Below are 13,124 nucleotides of genomic sequence, written 5' to 3' on the forward strand. Positions count from 1 at the left end.
GAATTCATTTGAATCAAATAAAGAACTAGAAGAAATATTATTATGTGGAGGTGCTCCGATGAATCTTTTAATTAGAGAGTTAGAAACAAATGATTTAGACAATTTCCCGAAGATCGATGACAGTTTTATAGTGAATGCTCGGTTAATTCTTTCTCTTTCCAAAGTAAATAGACGCATAGAATATACAGTAGAAGACGTTCCAAGTTATGAAAAAAGTTATTTACAAAATCAAGATGATAATGAAGAACTGGCTTACAATGAATATATAAATAAACCTAATCAAGTCATTTACATAGCACTGTTACATAACCAAATCATTGGATTAATGGTATTGAAAAAGAATTGGAATCACTATGCTTACATAGAAGATATAACGGTGGATAAAAAACATCGTACACTCGGAGTTGGTAAAAGATTGGTTGATCAGGCAAAGCGATGGGCAAAAGAAGGCAACATGCCCGGGATCATGCTTGAAACGCAAAATAATAATGTCGCAGCATGTAAATTTTATGAAAAATGTGGATTTGTAATTGGTGGGTTTGATTTTCTTGTTTATAAAGGTTTAGATATTGAAAATGATGAAGTTGCAATTTATTGGTATTTATATTTCAAATGAAACTGTTTTTAGCATTAAACAAAGTCAAAATAAAAACCCCAATTTCTCCATATTAAAATTGAGAAATTGGGGTTAAGTTATTTAACAAGATTTTTTATCTAAAACAGATAACTAATTAATAATCCTGCCGATAATAAGAAGCCAAAAATCGTATTTGTCATTGCTGTTGATTTCATTGCGATGCGCATATACCCAGGGTCCTTTGCTCCTTTTTGGAAACTTTGAATAGCAGAGATTGGCTTTCTCAAACCTAGGAACATAACTAATGCCCAAGGGCTTATATAACCCATTAATACAATTACGGCAATCCATAAATACGCAATGAAAAAGGCTACCGCTAGTGTTACTATGGCTTTTTCTCTCCCAAGGAGGATTACTAATGTCTTTCTTCCACCTTTAATATCTTCTTCTATATCTCGGATGTTATTTGACATATTGATTGCACCGACTAAAATCCCAATTGGAATGGAAATCAATACACTTTCAATCGTTATCGTATTTGTTTGAATAAAGAAAGCAATAAGTACAAAACATGTCCCCATTAACAATCCAGAAACTAATTCTCCAAACGGAGTGTACGCAATTGGTAATGGACCACCTGTATATAAATAGCCAACCGCCATTCCAATTAAACCAATAACCACTAACCACCAACTACTATTCATACAAATATAAATGCCAATAAAAGCTGCTACGACATATAATAAAAGTGCAACTGTTAACACATTTTTTGGCTTCAATCCATGACGGACAATTCCGCCACCGATGCCAACGGATTCAGCGGTATCTAATCCACGTTTAAAATCATAGTACTCATTAAATAAGTTAGTTGCTATTTGCAATGCTAAACATGCAACCATCATCGCAATAAATAACAGCCAATCAATTTTGGCAACATAAAGTGATGCCACTGTCCCTAAAATTACAGGAGAAAACGTCGCCGTTAATGTATGTGGGCGCGTCATCTTCCATATTAATTTAGCGGAACTAATTTCTTTTTCTGTCCCCATAACTCTGTTCAATCTCCCTACATTTTAAGTATAAATTACTAGCAGTATCTTTCTATCTATTTCCTGCTTCGCATCCATTCATTATATCAATAAATGATTATCCTTTCTAACAAATCTACTTTTAATAAAGTAAAAATTATAAAATGAAACTTTAATTAGTAGAAGTTTTGTCACCCCCACTGATTATTAGTACATATTCAGTGGGATTTTACGGGCAGCCCTCCCTCCCATTCGCTGAATTTTTAAGGAGGAAATCTTATCCGCCCGCAAATATTGGGATAAATAAAAGAGCCAACTCATATGAGCTAGCTCTTTCATCTCTTATTTTATAAAAATTCAATAGTTACGCTACATTGAAAAACAGATAAATCCTACTTTTGTAGCCCATTAATAATGGTATCTATATTCCATTTCATCATTTTTAAGTAAGTATCTCCATCCTCACCTGATTTACCTAGTGAGTCTGTAAAAATTGTCCCTGCAATTGGCACGTTTGTTTCTTTTGAAACAGTTTCCATACTACGTCGATCTACACTTGTTTCAACAAATAAAGCTGGCACTTTGTTTGTTTGAATTAAACTTACAACATCTCTAATTTGATCTGGCGTACCTTGATTCTCTGAGTTAATTTCCCAAATGTATCCCGTCTTAATGTCATATGCTTTTCCAAAGTATTTAAAAGCACCTTCGCTAGAGATTAAGAAACGTTTTTCTTCAGGAATTTGATGAATTCTGTTTACTGTCTCATCGTGTAACTTTTGAAGTTCTGCTACATACTCATCAGCATTTTTAGTATAGAACTCTTTATTTTTAGGATCTTCTTTAATTAATGCCTGCTTCACATTTTCAGCGTATAAAATACCATTTTTAATATTCATCCAAGCATGTGGGTCTGGTTCTTTTTCTAATCCTTTTGTTTCTAAGTAAATAGCTTCTACACCTTCACTTACTTTATAAACCGGTGCATCTTTCGCTGATTTATTTGCCGTTTTTAATAGCTTTTTAAACCACGCTCCACCTTCTTCTAGGTTTAGCCCATTGTAAAATACCATATCTGCATCTGTCATTTTCATAACATCTTTTGGTAGTGGATCATATTCATGCGGGTTAGCTCCGATTGGAACAAGACTATGAATCTCAACTTTATCTCCACCAATTTGCTTCACCATATCATATATAATGGAGTATGTAGTTACAACTTTTAATTTTCCATTACCCTCTTCTTTTCCATTTGTGTTACTCGAACACGCTGTTAATGCAAATACAAAAATACAAATTACCGATAATACAACATTTTTAAATTTCATCATTATCCTCCAATCAATTATGACAACTCTGCTCTATTTTTTCTAATTTTGATAGCTCTCCAAAACAAACCTTGTGACGGTGAGAAAAAGAATGCCAATCCGAACAAGAATGTTGCGACAAGAACAATTGTTGCACCTGAAGCAAGATTATAAGAGAAACTAAAATATAACCCTACTACAGATGAAAGCGCACCAATGCCTGCTGCTAAATAAATCATGACCCATAAACGGTTTGTTAATAAATACGCTGTAGCCGCTGGTGTAATAAGCATCGCAACGACTAGAATAATTCCAACAGTTTGAAGTGAAGCTACTGTAACCATTGTAAGGAGAATCATTAAGCCATAATGAATCCATTTATTCGGTAATCCATAGCTTTGCGCCATCGTTGGATCAAACGTGGATACGAGTAATTCTTTGTAAAACAACATTACAAGACCAATAATGACCACTCCAATAATCAGTGTCATCCACATATCAGAAGAACGAACCGATAAGACATTCCCGAATAAAATATGATACAAATCAGAACTACTCTTCATAAAGGTAATTAAAATAATCCCTACAGCGAAAACAGATGTAAACATAATTCCTATCGCCATATCATGTTTAATACGACTATTTTGACTTACAAATCCGATTCCTACTGCAGTAATAACACCTGTTAAAACCGCTCCTATAAAATAGTTCATTCCAATCATATAAGAAAGCGCTACTCCTGGAAGAACAGCATGTGAAATGGCATCACCCATTAATGCCATACCTCGTAAAATAATAAAACATCCAATGACACCACAGATAATTCCTACCATAACGGAAGTTAATAACGCCTTCTGCAGAAAACTATACTGCGTTAATGCATCTATAAATTCTACAATCTTCATGATGAATGTACCTCCGCTGCATTATTAAACAATATTCCTTGATTCACATACGCTTTTGACATAACAGTTGGTTCTAATACTTGGCGTACTTCTCCGTAATGAATTAAGCTTTTATTCATTAATAGTAATTTATCAAAATACGATTCTGCTTTACTTAAATCATGATGGACAACGACAATCGTTTTTCCTTCTTTACGTAGTTCCCTAAGAATTTTAATGATTGTCTCTTCACTTGTTACATCAATTCCGACAAACGGCTCATCTAAGAAGAATATTTCCGCCTTTTGCGCTAAAGCTCTCGCCAAAAAGACACGTTGTTGTTGTCCACCTGACAACTCACCGATTTGGCGATTTTTAAACTCTTCCATTCCGACTTTTTTTAAGCAATCAAACGCCCAATCCCGATGCTCTTTCTTCGGTCTTTTCATCATACCTAAAGATGGATACGTTCCAATTAGCACGACATCTAAAACTGTAATCGGAAAGTCCCAATCTATATCACTTCTTTGCGGTACATATGCAACACTCTTTCTAACGCTTCGAATATCCTCTCCAAGAATTTGGACATATCCCTTATCATTTGGGATTAAATCTAATACAGCTTTCATTAAAGTAGATTTCCCCGCTCCATTTGGACCAATAATTCCAACGAGCTTCCCTTTTTCAATATCGAAGGAGACATTTTGAACTACTTGATTCCCTTGATACGATACAAACAAATCTTTAACAATTATAGCCTCACACATTTTTTATGCATTCCCCTTTCTTTTTTTCGTGTATATAATTATTTTGCACAAAGGCAACTTTTAAGCAAAAAAATATAAAGCGAATGTAAACCCGCGCTTAAGTTTCCTTAAGGAAACTTTTTTTATATGAGTCAAATTATATAAGCTATATGAAAATTTGTAAACTAAATTTTACTAATTTATAAATATATAATGAAAATAATTATCAATGTGGAACAAAATATATTATCTATTTTATGATTTTTTGAAAAAGATATTACTTTGAAAAAATAAGCAATATAGTATATAAATGAAAGAACCTACTCGTATGAGTTGGCTCTTTCTCTTTTACAATATTTGATACGCTCTGCAGCAAAAAATATAATTAAATTACTTCCAAACAACACCTCGCCTCTCATATTCCATTCTATATTCAACAGCAGCTGCAATTTTAGAACTTGCGAACTTTTCCGTAATCCAAAGAGCTAAATCAGTTCCTGAAGTAACTCCTCTTGCAGTAATAATATCGCCTTGATCTACAATTCGGTAATGAAGAAGTTCTGCCCCATATTTACTCATTTCACCCTGTGCCAAATGGTGCATTGTCGCCTTTTTACCATTCAATATACCTGAGGCTGCTAGTAGCATACCTCCTGTACAAACTCCCGCAACAATCGTTCCTTCATTATGCATCTCTCTAATCGTTTCTGTCAGTGTTCCAAGCTCTGCTTGCTTTCGTGCCCCATGTTCAGCTTTATGATTCCAGCCACCACCAGGTACAATTAACAAATCTGGGCGATTATCCATTCGTAAAAAATCATGTAGTGTAACCGTAACTCCAAACGAGGTAGTAACTTCTTGTTTTCGTTCACTTGATACGAGTTCAACTGTAAACGGAGCCCCTTCTTCTATTGCTCTTTTCAGTACTTCAAACGGCGCGAAAGAGACAAGTTCTCCGAAGCCATCAAACAATACAATTTGTATTTTCATTTTCGGACACCCCATATTGTTTCTTTTTTGAATCGTAAATTAGGACAATAAATGTTATCTACAAATATACGACCAGGATTCACTCTTGCAATTACAGCCTTTACCTCCAATTGCCCTTTTTCATTTACTAAACGGTTACATTTATAAAAATCATCCTTGTTTAATTCAGAAATCATATGTTATCCCCCCTGAAACTGCTCTATACTAACTTTACCACCATGACAGAATATTCTCTATTCGTTTTAATAGTTGTTTTAAACCAAAGAAGTAGATAATAAAAAGAGCCAATCCCTATAAAATAGAAGATTGACTCTTTACTTTACTCCCCTGTTTCAGAAAATCGCTTTATACGTTCACCAATTTCATCGCGAACACGTTGAAATTCAGACCACTCTTTTCCTGCTGGATCATCAAATCCCCAGTGAACACGATTCACATGCGGCGGAGTAGATGGACAGACAGCATCTGCATGACTACAAAGCGTAACGACTAAATCAGCACTATTTAAAATGGTTGCATCAATTATATCTGATGTTTGATTTGTTATGTCGATATTTACTTCGTTCATTGCTTTAATTGCGTTCGGATTTACTCCATGTGCTTCGATTCCTGCAGAATACACATTCCACTTATCTTCTAAAAATTGTTTGCCCCACGCTTCTGCCATTTGGCTTCGGCATGAATTTCCTGTGCATAAGAAATAGATTGTCTTTTTGTTTTCCATGTTGTTTTCCACCTTTGTTTTTAAATTATACTGGTTGATCATTAAAATATTTACGCTTAAACCAAAAAGCGACGTTTACAAGTGCAATCATTACAGGTACTTCCACTAACGGCCCGATAACAGCTGCAAATGCTGCGCCCGAATGAATACCAAACACACCAACTGCTACAGCAATCGCTAACTCAAAGTTATTACTACCTGCTGTAAATGCTAACGTTGTCGTCACCGGATAGTTTGCACCAATTTTTCTTCCCATAAAGAAAGATACAAAAAACATTACAATAAAATAAATGAGTAACGGAATCGCTATTCTTACCACATCTAGTGGCACGCTAACAATCATCTCCCCTTTTAAGGAGAACATGATGATGATTGTAAATAGTAATGCAAGTAATGTAAGTGGACTAATTTTCGGTATAAACACCTTTTCATACCACTGTCTTCCTTTTAACTTAACGAGTACAAAGCGTGTCAACATACCTGCTATAAAAGGAATTCCCAAATAGATAAATACGGATTTCGCTACTTCTATCATTGTAATATCGACAATAGCACCTTCAATTCCTAACCATTCTGGAATGACTGTTACAAACACGTATGCATAAACGGAGAAGAATAACATTTGGAATACTGAGTTAAAAGCCACTAAACCTGCCGCATACTCTTTATCCCCATCAGCAAGGTCGTTCCAAACAATTACCATTGCAATACAACGTGCTAAACCAATCATAATGAGCCCGACCATGTATTCTGGCTTATCAGGAAGAAAAATAATTGCTAAAACAAACATAAGTACAGGTCCAATAATCCAGTTTTGTACTAAAGATAAAACCAATACTTTTACGTCTTTAAATACTCGGCCCATTTCCTCGTAACGAACCTTTGCTAATGGTGGATACATCATGACAATTAAACCAGCAGCAAGCGGAATAGACGTCGTTCCAACTTGTAATGTATTCAGTCCATCTACTACACTAGGAAACACAAACCCTAAACCAATTCCAACTGCCATAGCTAGAAAAATCCATAGTGTTAAATATCGATCTAGAAAAGATAAACGTTTCATTTTATTTTCCATCTCCTATTAACAACAAGAATTTTTAGCTACCTCATTTGAAGTCATGCAACAAGATGAATCTTCTATTTTGTGAACATCACTATCAGCTTTTGTATAAAAGAACTCCCACTCATTACCATCGGGATCCGTTACCCAAAACTTATCTTGCACTGCATAACAACAAGTCGTATCCATCTCATCACGCGCAAAGAAACCTTCTTTTTCTAATCGCTCTTTATGTAATGTAATTTCTTCAGCTGTATCCACTTGGAAACCAAAGTGATTTACTTGATTTCCATTCACTTCATCTCGTACGTTTAGCGTGAAATTAAGTCCTGGCGTCTCTAATAGAAATTTTGCATAATCTGATTTAACTTTAACTGGTAATACACCAAATACCTTTTCATAAAATTCAATAGATTTCTCTAAATTCGTAACGTTTATACCGACGTGAACATATCTCATACCTTATTCCTCCTCTTTATATGTCATTAATCAATTTTTTTTGATTAATAGTACAAAATTTTAACAACAACTACCTTTTCCTGTTTTTCTAAAGATACAACACAATTCTTCTGATAATAAATTATTCACTTCCGCATCATTCAAATCATAATAACTCCACGTACCTTTTGTTTCTTTTACAATTAAACCTGCATCTAATAAAATCTTTAAATGATAGGACAACTTAGATTGCGTCATTTCAAAAACTTCGGTTAAATCACATACACACGTCTGTCCTCGCTGACAAAGTTCATACATGATTTCTAGACGTTTCTGGTCCGCCAACGCTTTAAATTTTTTCTCATAGAGCTGAAAATCTTGTGCCACTGTAGTTCACTTCCCTTCATCAACTTTTTTTGATGTTTATAGTATATACGCTAGTGAGTTTATTATGCAACTTATTAATCAAGTTTTTTGATTTAGAAAAAATTTCTCCCATTATATCTTTGCTACAAGTAAAAAGGACCATCGCCTTTTCAAAAATGAAAAACTACGGTTCTTTTTACAACTTAATAGTTACAATATTTCCTAGTAATGGAGTCTCTATAACTATTTAACTTTTAATTTGATTATTATAGAGTAGTGCCCCATTACCGTCAATCTAAGAAAAACAAATACCCCCAAATGAGAAAAATCGATATAACTCTTCGGCAAATAAAGATAACTCTTGTTTTTGGTGCATATTCATAAAAAGCACGTCACCCTTTCTCATTAACATAAGAGAATAGTAACGTGCTTTTAATCTCAAAAATAGTCTAAATCCTTAAGTTGATGGTTGTGGGGCGGGACCCCATGCCCATCAAGCTAATATTTTGAAGTGCCCCATGCCCATCAAGCTAAAATTTTATAGTACCCCCCAGAACGAAATTTTGTACTAACTTGTAACAAAATGCTCATTTTTTATTTTGAGGATGCTTCAAAATATTAGTTTGATAGCAATGTGTCTCTATCCATATAGGTTCGTGAATTACGGTACTATGACCATATCGTACAGCTAGTTGAGTGTTCAAATGTTTTTGGTCAAAGCTTTTCTCCTAATATCATATGAACTCACTTCATCACTCCATAATTTTTAGGTAGTGAACGATTTTAGATTACCTAAAATCACTATGATATCCTAAATAATATTTAAAAAGCTAAGTCCATACATCGCAGCAACTGTAAAAATGACTGTCCATACTGCTAGACTGACCGTCATCCAACTTATGACGTGTGTCCGGTTAGATCCAAATGTTAAAGCTAATACGGCTGCAATATCAGTTCCTACGAGAATTGGAGCTAGAAGAGCCAAACCTGGAATACCATATCGATCCCATATTTTTCTTGATCGGGTTTCTTTTTTAGAAGGTGTTGTTATACCTTTTTTTTGTTTTCTTGCTGCTTGCCATTTTGCATACTGTTTAAAGAAAAAACCGAGTAATAGAACCAAGATAAGATTTCCTGCAAATGCTGTTACTCCTACTGCAAATGGTTGTAATCCCCATGCGATACCAAGTGGTACAACAATTGATACATCCATCCATGGGGCAAATGCTAAAAGAAATAACACTACATATTGCCATAATGCCCCCGCATTTTGAGCCCACTCCACCATATTGTTTCATCCCCTTTGTTAAATACGATTTAAAATAAAAATAGTGGTTAACCAATAGACAATATATTGACCTGCACCTAGTAAACCAATGCACAATAATGGAACAAAATTATGTTGAGAAAAGAGAAAGCAAATCCCTGCCGTTACTGGAAGCGCAATGCTATAGTAAATATACACATTTCGGCAAGCCTTATAGGTTACCCACTGCTGCCCTTCATCTATTTCACGAAATTCGGATGGTATAAAACCAAATAGCCTAATCTTATCATGAGGATTCTTTCGGTTATAAATCCTTGTGAGAATGAGCCATAAAAAAGTAACCGTCACTAAAATCCCGAAACATAACTTAGCTAAAATGACTTGTGTATTCATAAGAGAAAATAGTAAAAATGCAATAATCAACACAAATATACTGGCCCCTATAAGTGGAGATCTTAAAACCTGTTTTATCATAATCGTTCCTCTCCCTTTAAATAAAAAACCTCTTCTACGGTAACTTGAAATACAGCAGCTAATTTTAACGCCATAGTGACAGATGGAGAATAATCACCTTTTTCTATTAATCCAATTGTCTGCCTTGTGACCCCAATTGCATCGGCCAAGTCTTGCTGAGTCCATCTAAATCGTGCTCGTAATTCTCTAACTCTGTTTTCTAGTATCATAATTCCCCTTTCCTCATTTACAATTACTGTAATTGTAAATGATTACTAACAAAATGTAAACAATCATTTGCATTATGTAATGAATAATTGCTAAACACGACATAAATTACCCTTATGTTAAAAAGGGAGTCCACCCCATCGCTATCAAGATACCAAAACAAAATACCCCATAAAATGAAAAAATACGCTATTCTTTCTGTAGAATCATAGGAAAGGATGGCGTTTTTGTATGTCTATTTCTGTATCTGATGAATTACAACTATTTGCTCAAGAAATTCAAAAATTCTTATCTCCAAATATCTTACGAGATCTTGCTAGAGATGTTGATTTTGTACAAAGAACTAGTAAATACCAAGCAAAAGATTTAGTCGCTTTATGTGTATGGATGAGTCAAAATGTCGCTACAACTTCTTCAACCCAGTTATCTAGCTGTTTAGAAGCATCGACAGAAGTGCTCATCAGTCCTGAGGGACTGAATCAACGATTTAATAAAGCGGCTGTCCAATTTTTACAACACATATTATCTAAACTACTAAACCAAAAATTGGCCTCATCTATACCTATTCCTTCTCCATATATTTCTGTTTTCAAGCGTATTCGTATTTTAGATTCAACTGCATTTCAACTTCCAGATCCCTTTTCATTTGTTTATCCAGGTGCAGGAGGATACAGCCATACAGCGGGGGTGAAGATTCAGCTAGAGTATGATCTATTAAGTGGCCAGTTCCTGCATATCCATACAGGTCCAGGTAAACAACATGATCGAACCTACGGTTCCCTGCGTGTTCCAACTGTGACAGCGAATGATTTATGTATCCGAGATTTAGGGTATTTTCATTTGAAAGATCTTAAACATATACAAGACCAAAAGGCTTACTATATCTCTCGTATCAAGTCGAATACACGTATTTATCAAAAAAATCCCAATCCTGATTATTTTCAAGATGGAAGAATTAAGAAAGGTACAGAGTATATTCAAATAGATATGGAGGGTTTAATGAGCTCTCTTCAACCAGGACAAACATGTGAAATAGCTGACGCTTATGTAGGAATGACTGATAAAGTGCCGACTCGTGTGATTGTTCATCGACTAACAAAAGAACAACAACAAAAACGATTACACGATCAAACTGTAAGAGAAAAAAAGAAAGGAATGAAGTATTCTGCTCGTAGTAAACGACTTAGCGGTATCAATGTATATATGACAAATACCTCTATAGATATTGTCCCGATGGGACAAGTACATGATTGGTATTCTTTACGTTGGCAAATCGAGCTTTTATTTAAAACGTGGAAATCATTCTTTCATATTCATCATTGTAAAAAGATAAAACGAGAACGATTAGAATGCCATTTGTATGGGCAACTGATTGCCATTTTACTTTGTTCTTCTACCATGTTTCAAATGCGACAATTGCTTCTTATGAAAAAGAAACGAGAACTGAGTGAATATAAGGCCATATATATGATTAAAGATTACTTTCTTCTTATTTTCCAAGCTATACAGAAAGACACCCAAGAGCTATCAAAGATTTTAATTCGCCTGTTCAACCTCCTACAGCAAAACGGGAGAAAATCTCATCGATATGAGAAGAAAACAGTCTTTGATATATTAGGTGTCATTTACAATTGTACCATGTTTGATAATCAAGCGGCTTAAATCAAAAAATTGAAACCCATTAGGGTTTATTTCGTATGCAAATCTTTAAATTCCCTACACGTAGCTTTTAAAAAAAAGAAACAACCTCTATTATAATTAACGTTTTATGGTCTTAGCTTGATAGCGATGTGGCGGTACCCCATTGCCATCAACCTAAGCTTTTGTGATACCCCCCATAACGAAATTTTCACCTTTTTACAATTATTTATGAGAATTCAGCTCATTTTTTCGTTTTGGGGAACAATCAATTTCTTAAGTTGATGGGTATGTGATAATGCTTCCATTTGAACAAATTTTCCTTTTCCATACCAATCACACATCTTTTGTAGAGTAATAGTATCAGCATATCCCAGTTTAAGAGGTTACTTACAAAATATTTAAAATTTTTCCGCGAGAATCCTCCGAAATGTAATACGGACTTTAAATATTTTCATTTATAATTCTTTATTTGTCTATACTTTTCATACCGCTGTTGTATAAGCTCTTCTGAGGATAATAGTATCAATTTTTTTAGAGATAATTCGATTACAGATTCAATCATTTTTGCCTGTGATTTTATATCATTTTGTGCTCCACCTTTAATTTCAGGAATGATTTCATCAATAATTCCTAAATGTTTTAAATCTTTTGCTGAAATTTTCATATGTTCAGCAGCTTCTGGAGCATACTTAGCGTCCTTCCATAGGATAGATGCTGCTCCTTCTGGCGAAATCACCGAGTACCATGAATACTCTAACATATGGATATGGTTACCGACACTAATGCCAAGAGCTCCACCACTTGATGCCTCTCCAATTACAATACAAACAATTGGCACTTTAAGTGTAGTCATTTCAAATAGATTTCGAGCTATCGCTTCAGAAATCCCACGTTCTTCAGACCCTATCCCTGGATAGGCGCCTATTGTATCAATAAATGTAATAATAGGGCGATTAAATTTATCAGCTTGTTTCATAAGTCTTAGCGCTTTTCTATAACCTTCTGGATGTGCCATTCCAAAATTTCTTTCTATACTTTCCTTTGTATTTCTACCTCTTTGATGACCAATAACCGTAACGGGCATTCCTTTAAATTTTGCAATACCACCTATCATTGCTTTATCATCACCATATAATCGATCACCATGAAGTTCGAGAAAGTTTGTAAACAATAAAGGTATATAGTCCAATGTCGTGGGTCGGTTACGTAGCCTTGCAATTTGAACTCGTTGAAAAGGTGTAATATTAGAATAAATTTTATCTTGCATTTTATTTAAACGTTTTTCTAATTCATGAATTTCTGACGATAAATCTACATTATTTTCTTTCATAATTTTCTTTAATTCATCAAATTTCTCTTTTAATTCAATAATAGGACGTTCAAAATGCAAACTCATTTTATCCTCCAAATGT

The 13,124-nt window shown here is 34.5% G+C and carries 15 protein-coding genes and 1 pseudogene; 2 read left to right on the plus strand and 14 right to left on the minus strand.

Translation table 11 applies throughout. From position 1 onward, the window contains the following. The first annotated feature begins 58 nt into the window (after nucleotides 1-58). Complete coding sequence (gene satA, locus NZ044_RS15540) at nucleotides 59-616, plus strand: streptothricin N-acetyltransferase SatA (protein WP_016098684.1); 558 nt, start codon at nucleotides 59-61, stop codon at nucleotides 614-616. A gap of 98 nt (nucleotides 617-714) precedes the next feature. Here the strand turns inward: satA and menA are convergent, their stop codons facing one another. The 13 genes and pseudogenes from menA to NZ044_RS15605 all read right to left on the minus strand — a co-directional run bounded on the left by menA (nucleotide 715) and on the right by NZ044_RS15605 (nucleotide 10,073). Beyond that, nucleotides 715-1,626, minus strand: a complete 912-nt coding sequence (gene menA / locus NZ044_RS15545) for a 1,4-dihydroxy-2-naphthoate polyprenyltransferase (protein WP_000536383.1) — start codon at nucleotides 1,624-1,626, stop codon at nucleotides 715-717. Nucleotides 1,627-1,997: 371 nt separating this feature from the next. Beyond that, entirely contained in the window at nucleotides 1,998-2,933 is a 936-nt protein-coding gene (gene mntA / locus NZ044_RS15550) for a manganese ABC transporter substrate-binding protein/adhesin MntA (protein ID WP_000669597.1), read from the minus strand. A gap of 17 nt (nucleotides 2,934-2,950) precedes the next feature. Beyond that, complete coding sequence (locus tag NZ044_RS15555) at nucleotides 2,951-3,817, minus strand: metal ABC transporter permease (protein ID WP_000706183.1); 867 nt, start codon at nucleotides 3,815-3,817, stop codon at nucleotides 2,951-2,953. Continuing rightward, complete coding sequence (locus tag NZ044_RS15560; RefSeq protein WP_016098685.1) at nucleotides 3,814-4,563, minus strand: metal ABC transporter ATP-binding protein; 750 nt, start codon at nucleotides 4,561-4,563, stop codon at nucleotides 3,814-3,816. Before NZ044_RS15560 ends, NZ044_RS15555 begins: the two co-directional genes overlap by 4 nt. A gap of 369 nt (nucleotides 4,564-4,932) precedes the next feature. Further along, entirely contained in the window at nucleotides 4,933-5,532 is a 600-nt protein-coding gene (locus NZ044_RS15565) for a DJ-1/PfpI family protein (protein ID WP_000701570.1), read from the minus strand. Between the two features lie 38 nt (nucleotides 5,533-5,570). Then, nucleotides 5,571-5,708 (minus strand): annotated as a pseudogene (locus NZ044_RS15570) (GNAT family acetyltransferase); the annotation flags it as partial. Nucleotides 5,709-5,851: 143 nt separating this feature from the next. Continuing rightward, the gene (gene arsC / locus NZ044_RS15575; protein ID WP_000428340.1) at nucleotides 5,852-6,256 is read right to left on the minus strand and encodes an arsenate reductase (thioredoxin); all 405 of its coding nucleotides are present in this window, start codon (nucleotides 6,254-6,256) and stop codon (nucleotides 5,852-5,854) included. A 25-nt stretch (nucleotides 6,257-6,281) separates the two neighbouring features. After that, nucleotides 6,282-7,322, minus strand: a complete 1,041-nt coding sequence (gene arsB, locus NZ044_RS15580) for an ACR3 family arsenite efflux transporter (RefSeq protein ID WP_000826537.1) — start codon at nucleotides 7,320-7,322, stop codon at nucleotides 6,282-6,284. Between the two features lie 18 nt (nucleotides 7,323-7,340). Continuing rightward, entirely contained in the window at nucleotides 7,341-7,778 is a 438-nt protein-coding gene (locus NZ044_RS15585) for an ArsI/CadI family heavy metal resistance metalloenzyme (protein WP_001271002.1), read from the minus strand. A gap of 60 nt (nucleotides 7,779-7,838) precedes the next feature. Further along, complete coding sequence (arsR, locus tag NZ044_RS15590; RefSeq protein ID WP_000046018.1) at nucleotides 7,839-8,144, minus strand: arsenical resistance operon transcriptional regulator ArsR; 306 nt, start codon at nucleotides 8,142-8,144, stop codon at nucleotides 7,839-7,841. A gap of 790 nt (nucleotides 8,145-8,934) precedes the next feature. Then, nucleotides 8,935-9,411: a small multi-drug export protein gene (locus NZ044_RS15595; RefSeq protein ID WP_000230643.1), complete on the minus strand. Its 477-nt coding sequence runs from the start codon at nucleotides 9,409-9,411 to the stop codon at nucleotides 8,935-8,937. An 18-nt stretch (nucleotides 9,412-9,429) separates the two neighbouring features. Then, on the minus strand, nucleotides 9,430-9,864 hold the full coding sequence (locus NZ044_RS15600) for a hypothetical protein (protein WP_000595642.1): 435 nt from the start codon (nucleotides 9,862-9,864) through the stop codon (nucleotides 9,430-9,432). After that, a complete protein-coding gene (locus NZ044_RS15605; RefSeq protein ID WP_000599740.1) occupies nucleotides 9,861-10,073 on the minus strand; it encodes a helix-turn-helix transcriptional regulator in 213 nt (70 codons plus the stop codon). Before NZ044_RS15605 ends, NZ044_RS15600 begins: the two co-directional genes overlap by 4 nt. Nucleotides 10,074-10,302: 229 nt before the next feature. On the opposite strand from NZ044_RS15605, the gene NZ044_RS15610 reads away from it, so the two are divergent. Continuing rightward, on the plus strand, nucleotides 10,303-11,733 hold the full coding sequence (locus NZ044_RS15610) for an IS4 family transposase (RefSeq protein WP_079245733.1): 1,431 nt from the start codon (nucleotides 10,303-10,305) through the stop codon (nucleotides 11,731-11,733). Between the two features lie 430 nt (nucleotides 11,734-12,163). Here NZ044_RS15610 and NZ044_RS15615 read toward each other — a convergent pair whose 3' ends face one another. After that, complete coding sequence (locus NZ044_RS15615) at nucleotides 12,164-13,108, minus strand: acetyl-CoA carboxylase carboxyltransferase subunit alpha (protein WP_000052084.1); 945 nt, start codon at nucleotides 13,106-13,108, stop codon at nucleotides 12,164-12,166. Between the last annotated feature and the right edge of the window lie 16 nt (nucleotides 13,109-13,124).

The sequence above is a fragment of the Bacillus sp. FSL K6-1338 genome (assembly GCF_038006965.1).
Lineage (GTDB): Bacteria > Bacillota > Bacilli > Bacillales > Bacillaceae_G > Bacillus_A > Bacillus_A thuringiensis_S.

Excerpts from the sequence above, each read along its gene's own strand:
- NZ044_RS15565 (WP_000701570.1), bottom strand. The coding sequence starts at position 5,532 with ATGAAAATACAAATTGTATTGTTTGATGGCTTCGGAGAACTTGTCTCT.
- NZ044_RS15585 (WP_001271002.1), bottom strand. The coding sequence starts at position 7,778 with ATGAGATATGTTCACGTCGGTATAAACGTTACGAATTTAGAGAAATCT.
- menA (WP_000536383.1), bottom strand. The coding sequence starts at position 1,626 with ATGGGGACAGAAAAAGAAATTAGTTCCGCTAAATTAATATGGAAGATG.
- NZ044_RS15595 (WP_000230643.1), bottom strand. The coding sequence starts at position 9,411 with ATGGTGGAGTGGGCTCAAAATGCGGGGGCATTATGGCAATATGTAGTG.
- satA (WP_016098684.1), top strand. The coding sequence starts at position 59 with ATGAATCTTTTAATTAGAGAGTTAGAAACAAATGATTTAGACAATTTC.
- NZ044_RS15600 (WP_000595642.1), bottom strand. The coding sequence starts at position 9,864 with ATGATAAAACAGGTTTTAAGATCTCCACTTATAGGGGCCAGTATATTT.
- NZ044_RS15615 (WP_000052084.1), bottom strand. The coding sequence starts at position 13,108 with ATGAGTTTGCATTTTGAACGTCCTATTATTGAATTAAAAGAGAAATTT.
- mntA (WP_000669597.1), bottom strand. The coding sequence starts at position 2,933 with ATGAAATTTAAAAATGTTGTATTATCGGTAATTTGTATTTTTGTATTT.
- NZ044_RS15555 (WP_000706183.1), bottom strand. The coding sequence starts at position 3,817 with ATGAAGATTGTAGAATTTATAGATGCATTAACGCAGTATAGTTTTCTG.
- arsC (WP_000428340.1), bottom strand. The coding sequence starts at position 6,256 with ATGGAAAACAAAAAGACAATCTATTTCTTATGCACAGGAAATTCATGC.
- NZ044_RS15610 (WP_079245733.1), top strand. The coding sequence starts at position 10,303 with ATGTCTATTTCTGTATCTGATGAATTACAACTATTTGCTCAAGAAATT.
- arsB (WP_000826537.1), bottom strand. The coding sequence starts at position 7,322 with ATGAAACGTTTATCTTTTCTAGATCGATATTTAACACTATGGATTTTT.
- NZ044_RS15605 (WP_000599740.1), bottom strand. The coding sequence starts at position 10,073 with ATGATACTAGAAAACAGAGTTAGAGAATTACGAGCACGATTTAGATGG.
- NZ044_RS15560 (WP_016098685.1), bottom strand. The coding sequence starts at position 4,563 with ATGTGTGAGGCTATAATTGTTAAAGATTTGTTTGTATCGTATCAAGGG.